Source organism: Collimonas antrihumi (genome assembly GCF_018304965.1).
Lineage (GTDB): Bacteria > Pseudomonadota > Gammaproteobacteria > Burkholderiales > Burkholderiaceae_D > Collimonas > Collimonas antrihumi.
The window spans coordinates 43,654-61,465 of record NZ_JAGQED010000027.1 but is presented as its reverse complement, the minus strand read 5'-3'; the positions used below and the strand labels follow the sequence as shown (position 1 = coordinate 61,465).

Genomic DNA, 17,812 nt, shown 5'->3' with positions numbered 1-17,812 from the left:
ATGCGCTAAGTCGGGCGATGAACCGCCCGACTTAATCTGATATTCGTAGTCTTGAAGTCGCATTTTTTTGGTTTAAAAAAGTAGCTTTTATTAATATCGGTTTGTTTGGGACTTATTCAGACATTCCCTTGTATTTAGGCCGCGATAGCTGTCTCACCCAAAGGAGGATTGATTTGGCTCGTTCGCAGGGAGTGATTCATCCGCTTGCGCGCGTAGAATTCTCTTCTTCCCGGCATAGACAACGCGATGATGAAAGTAGCCTTGCGGTTCCATACTGCCAAGCAAATCAATCAATTTGAAGCCAGCGTAACTATCGTGCAGATGTTCGTCGAAAAAACTGCGTATTTCTGAAGGCAATGGCTCCTTACGGCTTTTGACTTCGGCGAGGATTTTTTTTGCGCTGGCAGACACGAAAAAATAATCCCACATTGCGTTGCCAGTTTTGAATGCCGCCGCTGCGACGAGATCGGTGGGAGTGCGCAGATTGTTGACGATGGCCCTCCCTATTTTGTTGTTGCCCTCCAGTCGTTCAATTTGCTCGATCAATACTCGGTTTCCGTCGATCAGATCCTGTTTTCCGGAAAATCTCTTGGCATTGGCTGGCGCTCGTTCAGTTCCAGGAAGTGTTTCAAAATTTTCCCGGACTTGATAACGCCAGGTCAAATAGAGCAACTGGTGCTGGCGAACCTTTTCTTCTATTGGCAAGCCGGACTCGATTTTGCAGTTTGCGAAGTAATTGGACATAGCTACACGTAAAGATGGAGCAAGGTCGAACATTTTCGCTAACTTGCGTGCTTTTCCCAGTTCACTCTCGAACGTCATCCACGGCACCATAGACGCTTTTGCTGCAACGAACATATCGTTCAAAGGCACTTGCGAGAATTTAAACGGATTGCTTTTCTCCCGCGCGCTGCCGTCACGTCTCATTCCACGTCCCTGTTCCTCCGGCTTGTAGCCACCGCCAACATCGCTGTGCGCACCGGGATAGACGATTTCCGCGCCGTTGGGCGGGTAGCCATTATCGTCTCTTACGCTATCTAGCGGAAAGCTGGCCCGCGCTTCCAATAAGCTGACAAAATGCCGCCAATTTTTTACCCGACTGTCGATTTTCAGGTCTTCAGGTTGTGACCATCCGTAGTGCCCATGCCCTCCTACGGAGTTCGGCACATTGACCGATGCGACCGTATCGAATAAACCCAAAAACCGCAGTTGCATCGGCACACCAAACAATTCATTGCCTGAACACATTTCAAAAAGCTTGTTGGTAAATACGCGAGCCTCAGCAGCACCGCGAGAAAAACCAAACACATCGATCATGATCTCGACCGGCTTAGGCAGTGTTTTAGGGTGTTTGATTAAGCCGATCAGGGGTGCCAACTGATCACGTATCGCATTCAAGCGAGTCGTGAAATTGGATCGGTTGATGTTCCAGTTCGACTCAAGTTGAATTTTTCTCTGATCCGGTGTGAGGTCGCCATCTTTGCAGATAACTTTAGTCATTGCGTCGGAAAAATAATTACTACGGATACCAATATTTTTTTCTGCATTGCCAAAACTTCTGTGCACCGCATTGAAAACCTGTATCAATCCGTACAGTATCCGCTTATCACCTCCCCAGCCCAAGCCTTTACCAGTCATTTCTGCAAGGGCACCTTTATCTTCATCGATTTCTGGGAAAGGCGTACCGACACCCGGAATATAGAAAGAATAGTAATTTTCCGCCGGCGCATCACGATAAGCGAGATACAGGCGGGCCACATTGCTGTGACCGTTCTCGTTCTCAGTTTCGTCGCTGTGCATATTATTGTTGGTACCGTCGAAGAACAACCCAGTGTTGATGCGATTTTCACATTTCAATCCCGTGATATCTACTTCAGGGCGCACTTTCGAGACGGCGCAACTTGCGGCCTGTGGACCTAGTATGGGAGCGATCATTGTGTATCCTCTACGTAAGGCTCTTTATCCATGATGCCGAGCGCTCTTGCTCTGGCCCATGTGGGAGAAGCCGACGGGTAATAGCCTTTCATGACCGGCCACCGGTAAGATGGATTGCGAGGGCCGACCGGCGATACAACTACTGCGACCTGATGTTCCGGAAAAAAATGGACCATAAATGTTCCAGGTTCGTCATATTCTGGAACTGGAACAGTGGCTTCATAATTGTTGCTTGCACATTCTGCTTTTGGATCAACAGCGCGCCCATTTTTAAACTCAATGTGGCTGATATCACATTCTTCCCATTTCACATGCGCAACGATTCCCGGACGCCATTTATCTGGGATCATTGCGCAGCAAACATTGCCCGATCCCCCGAGTCCGTTGGCCGCACCTCCCCAGCCGCCGTTTACTGAAAATGAAGGTATGCCAGCATGTTTTCCCAAATGCCCGAACCCGCTGATTGAAACGCCTGTCATTTCTTCTCGACTATGGCAGGCACTCAAGGTTAATGCGCAGGCGATAAGAAAAAAGAATTTCGTGAAAAATCCCTGGTCTCGAAAAACTGGCGCTTGGCCAGTACGAGTGAAGAGTGCCACCACTTTTTCTCTTTTATATTGGAATCTATCGGACATAGACATTGACTTCAAGGCGCGCCTTGGCGATGGTGCGTCTTGCGACGCGAGCGTGGGAGATGTCATTATTCATCCTCTACGTAAGGTTCTTTATCCATGATGCCGAGCGCGTTGGCTCTGGCCCATGCGGGAGAATCAGACGGGTAATAGCCTCTCATGACCGGCCACCGATAAGACGGGTTTCCTGGATAGACCGGCGAGACAACTACGGCGACTTGATGGCCTGGAAAAAAATGGACCATAAATGCCCCAGGCTCTTCATATTTCGGAATTGGAACAGTAGCTTCATAATTGCTGCTTACACATTCTGCTTTTGGATCAACAGCGCGCCCATTTTTAAACTCAATGTGGCTGATATCGCATTCTTCCCATTTCACATGCGCCACGAGTCCCGGACGCCATTTATCTGGGATCATTGCGCAGCAAACATTGCCCGATCCCCCGAGTCCGTTGGCCGCACCTCCCCAACCGCCGTTTACTGAAAATGAAGGGATACCAACATATTTTCCCAAATGCCCAAAAGTGCTGATTGAAACGCCTGTCATTTCTTCTCGACTATGGCAAGCGCTCAAGGTTAATGCGCAGATGATAAGAAAACAGATTTTCCTAAAAAATCCCTGGTCTCCAAAAGCTGGCGCTTGGCCAGTACGGATGAAGAGTGCCATCACTTTTTCTCTTTTACATTGAAATTTATCGGGCATCACGAGCGCTGGTCCTTTACTCAATCATTGATTTTTTTCGCGCGTATAAGCGCTATCGCTGCGCATTGGCAGTGCGCTTTAATGCCGCAGTTAAAATGCTTTCAACTCCCACTGCATTATTCTCCGCCACTATTTTTGGCAAATCGGTAAAGCGAAGAACACGTCCCTCGCTCTTGAATGCCTGCTCAACCAGCACCAACAAAGAGTCGTAGCGCGCTCCTGGCACTTGCTTCCAGACTGCCAATGATCCGCTGGCCCAGTCATGTTGCTGCTGCAAATTGCCTGGCAACGTTCCAAACTCTTCACGCAATTGTTCTATCAATTGGTCAGGCTGGCCAGCCAGCGCAAGCGCATCGGTTTGCGCGTCAGACAAGACCAAAGGCGTCGCGGCGGCGTCCAGATCGTCGGCGGCAAGAGCTAGTTCATGACGTGTACCGTCACGCAAATGCATGTCCCATTTTGTCAGTGGCGCAGTGAACGCTCGCCATTGCTCTTGTGTCAGGATTGCCGGAAGTCTGGACAATACGCGACAGTCGGCAAAGCGTAAGAACATGGCCTCTCCGCTGCTTAGCCACACGCGCGTAAATTGATGCAGATGCTTGAGCATTTCCTCCGCAGATAGGGTTGAGTACATAAAGGAGACATGCAGGCGGGAACGCAATGCGCGACACAGATCGTGTGCCGCGTCTAGTTGATTAGCCTCTTGTGCCGCTGTCCCATCGACCAATAAGGGGCCGAGTACGGCTCGTTCCTTGCCGTGATAAAGAGGATGCACCCAGGAAGGATTGGGCAGCAATGTCGGCAAGTGAGTATTCACGCCGCTCATCATGGCGCCATCCAATAAAAAATAAGTCCGCGTTGTCATATGCTGGAATCTTTATGATGTTTGTGTACACAATATGCGTGGTTAATCTGCCTCGACCAAAGCGCCGCCAGTTTTCGTTTTTTTGAGCAGGCATTCGATGCAAACCTCGCCGTGTGCAAGTTCAGGCACCGTCCCCGGCATCAGTTTTGGCCCGGGCGCAGCAAAGTGGGCAAAGGTGGTTCGGGTTTGTGAATAGTCTGTAATGCTGCCCGGTTTCCAGACGGTGAAACTGTCGCCCGCGCCTATCCGGATTTCGTTCGGTGAATAGAGAGTGATCTTGCCGGTGGTGCTGGTAACACTGATGTCCAGTTTGGCGATCATGTTGATCGCATCGGTCAGGGCTTTGATGTCAATGATGCCGGCTGCCGCAATCAGCTTTATCCCGCTGTAATGTGCCAGGAAGCGAATGCCATTCCTGGCGTTAGCCAGAAACCGCTCGCCGATGCTGAGGCTGACATGGCCACCGGTCGTCAGAGCGGTATGTGCCCCGCTAGCGATATGGGTCGATTGTGGCGTGGTGCTCTGGATGCCTGCCGGACTGGACAACAGCAAATGCGGCGCCGTCAATTGCCCCTGTTCGCCATCTCCGTTGAGATCGTCGTTCTGCGCCTTGATCGCCGTGGCGACATCGCTTTGATCGGCATTCTTGTCTTGTGCGTCGAGCTGTTGCGCATAATCTGCATATTGCTCGTGTTGATCGCGGGCATTGGTCAAGTACCCCAGCGGCTCCTGCATGTCCTTGATGTGGCTGTTTGCCTTATCCCTGGCATCCGTAGAAATCAACATCCCTTTACCAGAGCGAATGCTGCCATGACCATCTGAGCGCAACTCGAATCCTTGACCGCGTTCATCCTTGCGACCCTGGTTGTCTTCAATGCGGGTGATGTAACCCAGGCTCAGTTGACTATGCTGGTGATCCGATTTCAGTTGCGCCTGGATCTTGCCTTCGCTATCGTCCATCACCAGATGGTTGCTCCGACCGCCGGCGGCATTGCCGCCATCCAGCGTCAGTTCCCTTGAACGGTATCCCGACAGGGCGTGCTGACTCGGCAGTTGCCACGGCGGCAAATTGCTTTGGTTGTGGACGCGACCCGTGCAAATCGGCAAATCCGGATTGCCACTGATGAAGGAGATCAGCACTTCCTGTCCCATGCGAGGGATATGCACACCACCCAGTTGATTGCCGGCCCATGGCGAAGATACCCGCACCCAGCAGGAACTGTTCTGGTCATTCTTCCCTAAACGATCCCAGTGAAACTGGACCTTGACCCGGCCCAGATCGTCAGTCCAGAGATCCTGTTTGTCTGGTCCTACCACAATGGCGGATTCCAGGCCATACATCTTCGGTGTGGGAGTCTTGGTTGCGGGACGATAACCACCCGCGCCCTTTAGTGGATAAACCTCAAAATCCACATGTACTTCATGGCTTTGGGCGCGCGGGTTCCCCAGGTTTTGCGTTTCCTGGGCAACCTCCCTGATCGTCAGCGTGGTGTTCAGAATCAGATACTGAACATTAGCGGCAGTACGCGGATGCTCCTTGAGCTTGAAACTGTGGCCAGGCTGCATGCCTTTGAGGTGACCGCTGCCGCGGGCGCGGTAGCCCCCGCAGTGTAGTTGCTCCATACGGATACGCGCCAGGAAATGGCCTTCGTCCAATGGGACATTGGTGGCGCGGTTCGGACCTGCCTTCGGCTGTACGTAATGGTTATTGCCACTATGCGGACTGTGCCATTCATATACTTCATGTTGACTGTGACTGGCGTCCTGTATCGGATCTTCCTTGGTGACAGTAAGATCGGCACGCGGTCGGGTGTAATCAAAATCCCGGCGCCCGACGCGAGCTTGTTTGTCGGAACGAAAGTGTGGATATATTCTTCGTCGATCTTGGCATTAGGGGTGTGGAACCGCACCGTTTGATAAGCTTCGCTTGGATTGGGTCGATACCCCCCAAAATAGTCGGTGAAGATTACTCGGTGCTTGCCGTCACTGTGCTCGAAGAAATAGCTTATGCCCCAGGTTTCGCACAGCCTGCTCACAAACTCAAAAGTGCTTTCGTTGAACTGGGTGGTGTAGTCGCGCTTGGGATAAGAATCGATCAGCCGCCATTCGATCGGATAATTCAGTTCGGACAACGATTCATCGATCACTTCCTTGACCGTCTTGTTCTGATAGATCTTGCAGTCGGAGACCAGAGTTGCGGCGAACAGCCAGGGTTTCAGTTTGACTTCATAGAAGGCATAGCGGCCCTCCTCGCGCAGAAATTTTGCATCGTCAATGATACCGTTAATCTCACGTACGCCAGCGCCGACATTGCCCATGCCGCTCATACCCATTTGTCCGGCGACGAATTTTCCGTTGCCTTCCAACTGGATCTGCACTGACATTTCCTCGCCGAGCCAGGTAGCGGTATTGAAATTCGTGGTCTCGCTGATCAGGTGATTCAGCGAATCGGGCGTCTTCAAAATGACCTGATAATCGAACAGGCTGTCCACGCCTTCAGTGCCGGTAATGGCCATGGCCACCAGTGCAGGTTCTCCCAGAATCTCCGGGATGACGGCACTGCTAACGGATAAAATTCTGTTGCTGAATTTGTTCGAAGCAGAGGTCATTTGCCGGCATCCTGACGAAGAGAGGAGCACCGACTATTGCATAAACGACATTTAGATGCAATAAAAATAATTTCAAAACGACATCAATTGTTAATTAATTCAATGCTATATGCGCGACTCCCCTAATATGCCAAAGGTATCCAACTACACTTCAAGATGCTTGGATAAGACCCCTGACAAGCCCCCGTCGTCCGACAACGAGCTAAACTTCAGTCAGGCGTTCTCAATACTGAGCGCCTTCAGTCATACCGCTTAGTTGAGATACGAATGGTGTTGCGTGAGAGATGGATTCCCGCGTTCGCGAAATGGTTCTACCGCAGCACAGATCGCATGACCATATTCACGCTGCGCTTCCCGCGCGCCGAAGGTGTTTAACCTAACGTAGCTATTACCGGCGCATGATCCGACGGCTGCTCCCATTTGCGCGGCACTTTGTCGATCACGCAAGCGCTGCACTGCGCCGCCAATGGCGGCGACAGCAGGATATGGTCGATCCGCATGCCGCGGTTCAGGCGGAATCCCATCTGCCGGTAATCCCACCAGCTGAACAGTTTCTCCGGCTGTTCAAACATGCGGAATGCATCGGTCAGTCCCAAGGCTTGCAAGCGGACAAACGCGGCGCGCTCAGGCGGCGACACCAGGTTCTGCCCGACCCATGCAGCGGGATCATGGACATCGCGATCTTCCGGCGCAATATTGTAGTCGCCCATCAAGGCCAGTTTCGGATGCTGCTTGCACTCGTCCTGCAGCCAGTCGTGCAAGGCGTCCAGCCATGCCAACTTGTATTGGTATTTCTCGGTGTCAGGCGCCTGGCCATTAGGAATATAAGCGCAGACAATCCGCATGCCGTCGATGGTGGCAGCGATGATCCGTTGCTGCAGGTCTTCATAGCGCGGGTTGTTCTTGACGACGTCGGCGATCGGATGGCGTGACAGGAGGGCCACCCCGTTATAGGTCTTCTGGCCGCTGAAGGCCACGTGATAACCGGCCGCCTCGATTTCAGCCACGGGGAATTTGTCGTCGGTCAGCTTGGTTTCCTGCAACGCCAATACGTCTACCGGGTTATCGGTCAGCCATTGCAGCACTTGCGGCAAGCGCACCTTGAGGGAGTTGACGTTCCATGTCGCTATTTTTTGCATATTCGATTTCTTCACTAAATTGGGTATTTGTGCTGCGCCACGTTGATTGGGCGTTTCTGATTTCTTTTCACCTTCGCACTTTACACCAAGCGGCAGCGGTTCCTCTCCATTGGGATCCGTTACCTTCATCGGAACAGCCGCTACCACTTCTACTCATGCAATTTTGCCACCAAGAAACCCCGGGAATCCAGTAGTATTCCCATATCGTTTATTTTCATATCGATTCATCATCGCCGACTTATCAGAGGTCAAATGGGCGTCAACAAATTATCTGCCAGCCTCTCCATATGCCTGCTGGGCCTGACGTTGGCGGCTTGCTGCCGGCAAGACCAGGCGACAAGCTGCAATGAAACCACGCCGATTACCGAGGCAGGCAGTAGCGACGGCAGTGGCAATAACGTGCGCTTTAGCCAACCCAACGCTATCGCCGTCGATACCGGCGGCAATCTGTTCGTCACCGATACGGCAAACAACACCATCCGCAAAATCTCCGCCGCCGGGGTCGCCAGCACCCTTGCCGGAAGCGCCGGCAAGGCGGGCAGCGCAGATGGCAACGGGCAGCAGGCGCGCTTTAACCAGCCGGGCGGTATCGTTATCGACCTGGCCGGCAACCTGTATCTGGCCGATACCCAGAACCACATCATCCGCAAGGTGACAGCCGCCGGCGTGGTAACTACCTTGGCGGGAAGCGCAGGACAAGCCGGCCATGACGACGGCATCGCAGGAAATGCGCGCTTCAACCAACCGTGGGGATTGACGCGCGACTCTGCCGGCAATCTGTATGTGACAGATACCGGTAACGATACGGTACGTAAGATTACGCCTGAGGGCGTGGTGACGACCATGGCCGGCACCGCTGGAAATCCAGGAAGCGCAGATGGCAGCGGAGCGCGCGCGCAATTCAATTCGCCGCGCGGCATAACGATCGACAGGACAGCGAATCTAAATCTGTACATCGCCGATAGCAACAACAATACCATTCGCAAGCTCAGCCAAAGTGGCGATGTCAGTACCCTGGCAGGCACCGCAGGCGTCGTTGGCAGCGAAAATGGCGGCGGCCAGCGCGCCCGCTTCAATCAACCGAATGGCATTGTCATCGATAGTGCCGGCAATATCCGCGTCAGCGATACCGATAATCAGCTGATTCGCAATGTATCCCAAACCGGCGTGGTGAGCACCTTGGCTGGTTCTGCCGGGAGCGCGGGCCACACCGACGGTAACGGCAGCAGCGCAAATTTCAACCTGCCCATGGGAATTGCTGCCGATACCGCAAACAATCTCTATGTTGCCGACACCGGCAACAACCTGATTCGTAAAGTGACGCCCGGTGGACAGGTCGACACCTTGTTAAGAAGCGGCGGTTCATCGCCATGCTTATGTCTTTTTAAACTATAAGCACGCCCGCCCGACCTATCCTTTCCTGAGATCAAATTACAACAAGCAGGTTGACATCACCTGAATGTCAGCTATAGTATGCATATACATGGATGTATATGCATTAATTTATATATGAAGAGGATGCTACATGATGGAAAGTCAATGCAGCTGCTCGACGCTGCGGCAGCTGACCCGCAAGATGACCAACATCTACGACCACTATCTTGCCGCTGACGAGCTCACCATCAGCCAGTATTCCTTGCTGGCCCGGATCGGCAGATACGGCCCTATCGGCGTGATTCCGCTGGCAAACAACATGGGCATGGACCGTAGCACAATGAGCCGCACACTCAAGCCTTTGATTAGCGCGGGCTGGATAGAGACGGTCGACCTGCCGCTGGAAATGCTGACCGACAAGCGCTCATTCGGCGTCATCCTGAGCGCGGACGGACAACGCAAGTGGCAGCAATCCATGCCTAACTGGCGCAAAGCACAAGACGTAATCAATACGATATTGGGCGACCAGACCCATCAAGCCTTGATGAGCCTGGTCGATGACGCAAACGCAAAGTTTGAACAAAACGAAAACGCCATTTTATGAACCGGACCATACAAGCCATCATGTCGCGCACACGTTTCAGTTACGTGTGGATCATCGTCGGCATCACTTTCCTGGTGCTGCTGGCCGCTGCCGGCATCCGCGCCACGCCATCGGTGATGATCCTGCCGCTGGAACATGAATTCGGCTGGAGCGTCACTACCATCTCCTTCGTCATCTCCGTCAATATCGCGCTGTACGGCCTGATCGGACCTTTTTCGGCGGCCGCCATGCAACGTTACGGTATCCGCCCGATCGTGCTAGGAGCGCTGGTGTTGCTGGCGGCCGGTACTTTCATCAGTACCTTCATGACCATGCCGTGGCATATGGTGCTGGCCTGGGGCATCCTGGTGGGAGCCGGTAGCGGCGTCGCCGCCAACACACTGGCGGCGACTATCGTCAGCCGCTGGTTCGAAACCCGCCGCGGCCTGGCGATGGGCTTGCTGACCGCCAGCTCGGCCACCGGCCAGATGGTGTTCTTGCCGTTGATGGCCTACATGGTAGAACATCACGGCTGGCGCTCGGTCGCCATGCTGGTGGCCAGCGTGGCGGCTTTGGCAATCCCGCTGGTGGCGATCTTCCTGCCGGAACGGCCGCAAGATATCGGCATGAAACGCTACGGCCAGTTTGAAGAACTGCCGCCTGACGCAACCGGCAAATCTAAAAATCCAATGACGATCGCGTTCCAGGCCTTGGGCAAAGCGGTCAAGATCCGCGATTTCTGGCTGCTGTTTTTCAGCTTCTTCATTTGCGGCATGAGCACCAACGGCTACATCGGTTCGCATTTCATCGCCATGTGCGGCGACTATGGCATTACAGCGGTCGGCGGCGCCAGCATCCTGGCTGCCATGGGCATGCTGGATCTGGTCGGCACCACCATGTCCGGCTGGCTTTCGGATCGTTACAGCCCGCGTGTGCTGCTGTTCTGGTATTACGGTTTGCGCGGCGTGGCCTTGATTTTCCTGCCGCATGCATTCGGCCTCAGCTATTTCGGGTTGCCGGTATTTGCCCTGTTTTATGGCTTGGACTGGATCGCCACGGTACCGCCCACCGTGCGCTTGGCTAACGATGTATTCGGCCGCCTGGCTGCGCCCATCGTGTTTGGCTGGATCGTCGCCGGCCATCAACTGGGCGCCGCCAGCGCCACCATGCTGGCCGGCTCGCTGCGTAACAGCCTGGGCAGCTATACTCTGTCGTCGATGCTGATGGGTGCGGCTTGTATCGTGGCTGCGGTAATGGTGCTGCGTATCAAAGGCCATCACGCCGGGGGCGACCTGATACCTGCAAGTCCGGTGTTGAGCCGCTGAGCGGTTATGACTATGGTTATGACTACGTATGACTTATGTATGGCTATGCTTGTGACTTCACGGCGGCCACGATTTCGCTGGCCACCTGACGCGAATTCATGATGACGGTATGGATAGTCGGCAGCAGCTGCACCGGCACGGCGCCTAGCTGCACTTCTGTTACCGACAGGATGCCGTCGTTCGGTTCATCGCCGAAAGGCATCCAGCGCCCGCGCGGACCTTTGATGCCGGCATATACGCGCAACGGAATATCCGGAACCGGCAAGCTATCCATGAAATCCTGGCGCGCCAGCAACTGCCCCATTTCGCCGGTCAGTAATCGGAACAAGCGCCACTGCGCCAGTTTGATCGCGTAGCTGGAGGCCATGGTCGGCGGCGCCAGGAACACGCCAAGCTCCGGCGCCCGCGCCAGGTGTGGCAATACAGCGCGGGTCAGCACGCAGCCAAGCGAATGGCCAATGATGATGAAACGTTGGTCGCCGACCCGGGACGTGATGAATTTACGCAGACGTTCGACGCACGGTAACCAGCGTTCAAACGCGGCCGAATAAGCGAACAGATGCGTGGTGATCCCTGCCGCGCGCAGGCGTTTGGCGAGCAACAGCATCGATACCGGCGTGCGTCCCATGCCATGCACCAGGATGGCGTGTACGGTTGCACTATCGGGCCGGCGACCGTCCATTGCGCGCTACTCTTTCTTCTGCAACTGCTTTTCAAACGCAACGTCGAGCTTGCTGACGCGCTTCGGCTTTTGCGGGCCATAGGCATTGACGAACCTGACAAAATCATCCAGCTCCAATGCCTCGCTCAAGCGGATCGGCGCATCGAAACCGGCGTTCTGCGTCAGGTAAAACAATTCCTCTGCGGTCCTCACCATCGAGTAACGGACATCGGTGCTTCGGGCATTGAGACGTTCTACCGCCGCTGTGGCTCGGGTTGATCTCATTGCAATCTCCTGACATTCCTGATATTTATCATCTGCTCCAACAGTCTTTAATTTACTTAATTAATTTATTTACTTCAATTTTCTTACAGTGCGCGCTGGCTTGTGAAGCGCCGCGGCTGCCCATCCAGCGGATCAACGAAAGCAATTTCCCGCGCCAACAACTTCAAGGGCGCCGACAGATCGTCGCCTTTGCAGGGATACACATCGGGATAAAAGACATCGTTGATAATCGGTATCCCCAATGCTGCCAAATGTACGCGCAGTTGATGTTTCTTGCCGGTCAGCGGGCGCAGGCGGTACAAGCTGCATGTCTCGCGCTGCTCGATCAGCTCGATGCGCGTCTCCGAATTCGGCTCGCCTGCCACTTCCTGCATGCGGAAAAACGGCGTTCCGTCCACCATGCGGCTGCGATACACCATTGGCAAAACCAGATCCGGTGCAGTCGGCGCCAACGCTTCATAAATCTTGTCGACCAGGCGTTGCTGGAACAGCGACTGATAAGCGCCGCGGCTGCCGATGTCGTGGGAAAAAATCACTACGCCGGCAGTTTCCCTGTCCAGGCGGTGTATTGGCGTCAAATCGGCCAGGCCGGTTTTCTTCTTAAGACGCACCAGCAAAGTCTCATGCAGAAAACGCCCGCTCGGGATCACCGGCAGGAAATGCGGCTTGTCTGCCACCAGTATCCGCTCATCCTGGTACAAGATGGTTTCTTCAAACGGAATCGGCGTCTCGGCCGGCGGTTCGCGATAATAGAAAATGCACATGCCGCGTCGATAAGGACTATCCGGCATCAACCGCGCGCCATTGCCGTCGACCACCTCGCCGCGCGCCATGCGTGCTACCCAGGTAGCGCTATCAATGGCGGGAAAACGCTGTATCAGAAACGCCAGCAAATTCGGCCATTCGCCGACCGGCAGCCACAGATAGCTTGGTGCAACGCCATCGACAACCGGTAACGGCGCTGGCAACGGCGACAACTGCGCCATCACAGCACCCGTTGCCAATAGCCGACATCGATCCAGCGTTCGAATTTTTTACCGACCTGCGCGAAGTGCGCCACTTTTTCATAGCCCATTTTTTCGTGCAACGCGACGCTGGCAGCATTTGGCAAGGCGATACCGCCGATCACCACATGCACCGGCAGTTTCTTTAATTCGGCGATCAAGGCGCGATACAGCGCACTGCCGAATCCCTTGCCGGCCGCTGCGGGCGACAAATATACCGAACTCTCGACTGCATGCTGGTAAGCCGCGCGCGCACGCCATTTGGTGGCATAGGCATAGCCGAGGATCTTTCCATCCTCGACGCATACCAGCCAAGGGAACTGGGACGTTATATCGAGGATGCGATGACTCATTTGCTCGGGTGTCACCGGCTCGGTTTCAAAACTGATGACGGTATCGAGGATATAAGGATTGTAGATGTCGCAAATGGCGGCTGCATCGGCGATGGTTGCCGGGCGAATGATGTGAGTCATGGCAATATGTCAGGTTACATGGGCGAATGCACAATCATACCGTGCTATCGCCCGTGCCTGACGGCAACCGTCAAATAGACAACATCAAATATCAAGTTAGCAAGGCTTCCTTGATCTGCTGCAAGGAAGACGGATCTTCAATGGTCGTCAAATCTCCCGGATCGCGTCCCTCGCAGATCGCCTGGATGGAACGGCGCAGCAGTTTGCCGGAACGGGTTTTCGGCAACAGGCCAACCACATACACCCGCGCCGGCCGTCCGAGGCTGCCGATCTGCTTGTCGACCACGCGCATGATTTCCGCTTCCAGCGCGGCCCGCCCTTGTACCGTATTGTCTGCCACCTTGGGAATCACAAAGGCCACGGCCACCTGCCCTTTCAGCTTGTCTTCGATGCCGACCACGGCCACCTCCGACACATTCGGGTGGCTGGAAATACTTTCTTCTATTTCGCGCGTGCCAAGCCGATGACCGGCGACATTGATGACGTCGTCGGTGCGTCCGAGAATGAAATAGTAACCATCGTCATCGCGGATTCCCCAGTCGAAAGTCGAATAGACCGGGCGTTTGGAGTCGGGCAAGTGCGTAGCCCAATAGGTATCGATGCAACGCTGGTCGTCGCCATAGATGGTTTGCATGCAACCCGGCGGCAATGGCCATTCAATGACCACCACGCCTTTTTCATTGGCGCCGCATAACTCGCCGCTCGTCTCGTTCAACAGCTGTACTTTGTAGCCATACATCGGCACACCGGGGCTGCCCAATTTGCTCGGTTTGTTTTCGATGTTCTTGGCGATCGTCATGATCGGCCAGCCGGATTCTGTTTGCCAATAGTTGTCGATGACGGGTACCCCAAGCGCGGTGGAAATCCAGCTGGAAGTCGTTTCGTCCAGCGGCTCTCCGGCCAGGTATAACGCCTGCAGGGACGACAGATCATATTTCTGCATCAGCTCCGGCGGCTGCTTTTTCAGCACCCGGATCGCGGTCGGCGCCGAGAACATGCGCGTCACCTTGTATTTCTCGACGATGCTCCACCAGATGCCGCCGTCGGGACGGATCGGTAAACCTTCATACAGTATCGTCGCCATGCCCGCGATCAAAGGCCCGTACACGATGTAGGAATGGCCGACCACCCAGCCGATATCCGAGGTGCAGAAAAAAGTCCCGCCGGGCTTGCTGCAAAAAATGGTATCCATGGAGGTGGCCAGCGCCACCGCGTAACCGCCGACATCGCGCTGCACACCCTTGGGCTTGCCAGTGGTGCCGGAGGTGTACAGGATATAGGAAGCCTCGTTCGATTCCATCCAGGTTACCGGCACCTTGGCGTCGATATGACGTTGGCGTTGTCCGGCATAATCGACATCCCGCCCCGCCACCACTGCCATCGGCGCCAGGCCGCGATCGACCAGCAACACGTGCGCCGGCTTGTGTTGCGCCAGCTTGATCGCATCGTCCAGCAAACCCTTGTAAGCAATCACTTTGCCGCCGCGCGAACCGGCGTCGGCGGAGACGATCAATTTCGGTGTCGCATCGTCAATCCGGCTCGCCAGGCTGTTCGAGGCAAAGCCGCCGAATACCACTGAATGGATGGCGCCGATGCGGGCGCAAGCCAGCATGGCAAACGTCGCCTCGGCAATCATCGGCATGTAGATCAGGACTCGATCGCCGCGACCCACGCCCAGCGCTTGCATGATGGCGGCGGTGCGATTGACTTCTGCCTGCAGCTCGCGAAAGGAATAGGTTTTTTCCGTATTCGTCTCGGTCGAGATCGCAATCAGGGCAGGCTGGTCGCCACGCGTTGCCACCCAGCGATCGACTGCGTTGTGGCACAGGTTGGTGGTGCCATCGACAAACCATTTGGCGAACGGAGGCCGGCTATCGTCGAGTACCCGCGAGAAGGGATGATGCCAGTCGATCCGCCTGGCTTGCTCGATCCAGAATGTCGATGGATCGGTGATCGAGCGTTGGTAAAAGGTGGTAAAACTCATGCTGTCTCCTCGCTTCTTGAAAGAAATCGTAGGGTGGGCAAGTTTTTTTGCCCACGTATTTTTATAAGGATACGCGTGAACTTTATATCACATACAAATCGACATACGCATTGACTGCCATGTCTTCCAGTTTTTTCTGATCAAGCGAAACCTCCAGGATTTTCTGCTGCTGCTTGAGCGACAGCTGGCGCGCCAGGTTGATCTTGAACTTGGCTTCCAGCAGCGCGATGCCATCCTTGCGGCGGCGCGCATGGCCGATCGGATATTCGACCACGATTTCCTTGAGCTTCTTGCCGTCCTTGAATTCAACCGTCAAGGCATTGGCTATCGAGCGCTTCTTCGGATCGTGGTAATCCTCGGTGAATGCCTTGTCTTCAACGCAAACGATCTTGTCGCGCAAGGCGTCGATACGTTTGTCTGACGCTACCTTGTCTTCATAGTCGCCGGCGGTCAGGCGGCCGAAAATCAACGGCACCGCGACCATGTACTGGATGCAGTGATCGCGGTCGGCCGGATTGTTCAGCGGACCTTTCTTGTCGATAATGCGGATGCAGGCTTCGTGCGTGCGGATCGTGATCCGCTTGATGTCCTCCACCTGCTTGTCAGCCTTGGCCAACTCCGCATGCAAAGTCATGGCGGCTTCGACCGCAGTCTGCGCGTGGAACTCGGCCGGGAAGGAAATCTTGAACAGCACATTTTCCATGACATACGACGCATACTTGCGCTGGAACTTGAACGGCTGGCCTTTGAACAGCACATCGTAAAAACCCCAGGTCTTGGCAGTCAGCACCGAGGGATAACCCATTTCGCCGGTCTTGGCGATCAAGGCCAGGCGCACCGCGCGCGAAGTAGCGTCGCCGGCGGCCCAGGATTTGCGCGATCCGGTATTCGGTGCATGGCGATAGGTACGCAGCGACTGGCCGTCGACCCATGCCAGCGACACCGCGTTGAGGATTTCTTCGCGTGTCAGGCCCATCATCTCCGCCACCACCGCGGTCGATGCTACCTTGACCAGCACCACGTGATCCAGGCCGACTTTATTGAAGGAATTTTCGAGCGCGATACAGCCCTGGATTTCGTGCGCCTTGATCATGGCGGTCAGCACGTCTTTCATCTTCAACGGCTGCTTGCCGGCGGCGATGGCGTTGCGCGAGAGCCAGTCGGCGGTGGCCAGGATGCCACCCAGGTTATCGGACGGATGGCCCCATTCCGCTGCCAGCCAGGTATCGTTGAAATCCAGCCAGCGAATCATGGCGCCGATGTTGAACGCAGCCTGGATCGGGTCGAGCTGGAATTGCGTGCCCGGCACTTTGGCGCCGCAAGGCACCACGGTGCCAGGCACAATCGGCCCCATCAGTTTTTTACAAGCCGGGTACTCCAACGCTTCCAGGCCACAACCCAAGGTATCGATCAGACAGTTGCGTGCGGTGTCATAAGCGACCTTGGATGTGATCTTGTAACTGGTCACGTAGTCGACGATATCGACCAGCACCTTGTCGTATTTTGGACGGACGTTCGAGATGTGGGCGGACATTGTTTTCCTTGTCAGATGAAAATTGAAGCCAGAAATGCATCTGTTACACCAATCTAATAAGGCGACCTCTAAAAACTCCGTCATCCCCGCGAACGCGGGGATCCAAGTTACCGATTTACAATAGATTCCCGCGTTCGCGGGAATGACGGGGTCGCCGAGACGGGGTCGCCGAGACGTAACAGGGTTATTCGAATAGCCCATAAGTAACAAGCATCGCTGACAACACCGTCGTCACAAACCCCGGCTCTCCAATATCAACGAATCAGCGCACCTTGCATTCGTTAGCCAGTTGCTGCCCCTGCTTGGAATTGAGCAGCATCGACTTGGCTGGAATCTGGATCCACACCAGGCCGCTGGCTTTATCTTCCAGCCGTACTGCGCCGGTGGTGGTGCTGACCGTAGTCATCGTGTAGGCGCGTCCTTTCCATGTCAATTTGACTTCACCATTGGCGCTGCTGGCTACATCAACCCGGTTACCCAATTCGCAATAAAAATTACCGGCAATCAAACTCGCTGCCGGCGCCGGCGCAAGATTCAGGACATTTGGCGCGGCCGCTGCGGGCTTGGTGTCGGCCAGCGGTACGCTGGAGCCGCAAGCCGCCAGCACGGCAGTAAGTGTTAAAGCGGAAGCAATACGGTAAGAATTCATTACGTTAAAAGCAATCATGTTGTCCCGGCCCGAAGGCTATAAGTAAGCATAGCCCC

At 54.7% G+C, this 17,812-nt stretch carries 16 protein-coding genes and 1 pseudogene; 3 read left to right on the top strand and 14 right to left on the bottom strand.

Annotation, left to right across the window (positions count from 1 at the left end; translation table 11 throughout):
* Nucleotides 1-153: 153 nt before the first annotated feature.
* The 7 genes and pseudogenes from KHU29_RS18420 to xth form a co-directional block, all read right to left on the bottom strand.
* The gene (locus KHU29_RS18420) at nt 154-1,935 is read right to left on the bottom strand and encodes a T6SS phospholipase effector Tle1-like catalytic domain-containing protein (protein ID WP_211454531.1); all 1,782 of its coding nucleotides are present in this window, start codon (nt 1,933-1,935) and stop codon (nt 154-156) included.
* The gene (locus tag KHU29_RS18415; protein WP_211454529.1) at nt 1,932-2,570 is read right to left on the bottom strand and encodes a DUF3304 domain-containing protein; all 639 of its coding nucleotides are present in this window, start codon (nt 2,568-2,570) and stop codon (nt 1,932-1,934) included. The genes KHU29_RS18420 and KHU29_RS18415 overlap by 4 nt, the downstream gene beginning before the upstream one ends.
* A 65-nt stretch (nt 2,571-2,635) precedes the next feature.
* Nucleotides 2,636-3,271, bottom strand: a complete 636-nt coding sequence (locus tag KHU29_RS18410) for a DUF3304 domain-containing protein (RefSeq protein ID WP_211454528.1) — start codon at nt 3,269-3,271, stop codon at nt 2,636-2,638.
* A 52-nt stretch (nt 3,272-3,323) separates the two neighbouring features.
* Nucleotides 3,324-4,136, bottom strand: a complete 813-nt coding sequence (locus tag KHU29_RS18405) for a DUF4123 domain-containing protein (RefSeq protein ID WP_211454526.1) — start codon at nt 4,134-4,136, stop codon at nt 3,324-3,326.
* Between the two features lie 42 nt (nt 4,137-4,178).
* Nucleotides 4,179-5,096 (bottom strand): DUF2345 domain-containing protein, encoded by a 918-nt coding sequence (locus KHU29_RS22275; protein ID WP_425514490.1) that lies wholly within the window; start codon nt 5,094-5,096, stop codon nt 4,179-4,181.
* A 6-nt stretch (nt 5,097-5,102) separates the two neighbouring features.
* A pseudogene (locus tag KHU29_RS22270) lies at nt 5,103-6,652 on the bottom strand (type VI secretion system Vgr family protein); the annotation flags it as partial.
* 464 nt (nt 6,653-7,116) lie between these two features.
* Entirely contained in the window at nt 7,117-7,884 is a 768-nt protein-coding gene (xth, locus tag KHU29_RS18395) for an exodeoxyribonuclease III (RefSeq protein WP_211454524.1), read from the bottom strand.
* 252 nt (nt 7,885-8,136) lie between these two features.
* Here xth and KHU29_RS18390 point away from each other — a divergent pair, with 252 nt between their 5' ends.
* The 3 genes from KHU29_RS18390 (at nt 8,137) to KHU29_RS18380 (ending at nt 11,166) form a co-directional block, all read left to right on the top strand.
* Nucleotides 8,137-9,279: an NHL repeat-containing protein gene (locus KHU29_RS18390; protein ID WP_211454522.1), complete on the top strand. Its 1,143-nt coding sequence runs from the start codon at nt 8,137-8,139 to the stop codon at nt 9,277-9,279.
* A gap of 130 nt (nt 9,280-9,409) precedes the next feature.
* Entirely contained in the window at nt 9,410-9,862 is a 453-nt protein-coding gene (locus KHU29_RS18385; RefSeq protein ID WP_211454520.1) for a MarR family winged helix-turn-helix transcriptional regulator, read from the top strand.
* The gene (locus KHU29_RS18380) at nt 9,859-11,166 is read left to right on the top strand and encodes an MFS transporter (protein ID WP_211454518.1); all 1,308 of its coding nucleotides are present in this window, start codon (nt 9,859-9,861) and stop codon (nt 11,164-11,166) included. Before KHU29_RS18385 ends, KHU29_RS18380 begins: the two co-directional genes overlap by 4 nt.
* 43 nt (nt 11,167-11,209) lie before the next feature.
* Here KHU29_RS18380 and KHU29_RS18375 read toward each other — a convergent pair whose 3' ends face one another.
* The 7 genes from KHU29_RS18375 to KHU29_RS18345 form a co-directional block, all read right to left on the bottom strand.
* Nucleotides 11,210-11,848, bottom strand: a complete 639-nt coding sequence (locus tag KHU29_RS18375; RefSeq protein WP_211454516.1) for an esterase/lipase family protein — start codon at nt 11,846-11,848, stop codon at nt 11,210-11,212.
* Nucleotides 11,849-11,854: 6 nt separating this feature from the next.
* A complete protein-coding gene (locus KHU29_RS18370; protein WP_092416032.1) occupies nt 11,855-12,112 on the bottom strand; it encodes a hypothetical protein in 258 nt (85 codons plus the stop codon).
* Nucleotides 12,113-12,195: 83 nt separating this feature from the next.
* Nucleotides 12,196-13,098: an RluA family pseudouridine synthase gene (locus tag KHU29_RS18365; RefSeq protein WP_211454542.1), complete on the bottom strand. Its 903-nt coding sequence runs from the start codon at nt 13,096-13,098 to the stop codon at nt 12,196-12,198.
* A complete protein-coding gene (locus tag KHU29_RS18360; RefSeq protein WP_211454514.1) occupies nt 13,098-13,589 on the bottom strand; it encodes an arsinothricin resistance N-acetyltransferase ArsN1 family B in 492 nt (163 codons plus the stop codon). Before KHU29_RS18360 ends, KHU29_RS18365 begins: the two co-directional genes overlap by 1 nt.
* Nucleotides 13,590-13,680: 91 nt before the next feature.
* Nucleotides 13,681-15,600 (bottom strand): propionate--CoA ligase, encoded by a 1,920-nt coding sequence (locus tag KHU29_RS18355; protein WP_343216072.1) that lies wholly within the window; start codon nt 15,598-15,600, stop codon nt 13,681-13,683.
* Nucleotides 15,601-15,655: 55 nt separating this feature from the next.
* Nucleotides 15,656-17,107, bottom strand: a complete 1,452-nt coding sequence (locus KHU29_RS18350; protein ID WP_211454511.1) for a bifunctional 2-methylcitrate dehydratase/aconitate hydratase — start codon at nt 17,105-17,107, stop codon at nt 15,656-15,658.
* A 262-nt stretch (nt 17,108-17,369) separates the two neighbouring features.
* Entirely contained in the window at nt 17,370-17,756 is a 387-nt protein-coding gene (locus KHU29_RS18345) for a hypothetical protein (protein ID WP_246542233.1), read from the bottom strand.
* Between the last annotated feature and the right edge of the window lie 56 nt (nt 17,757-17,812).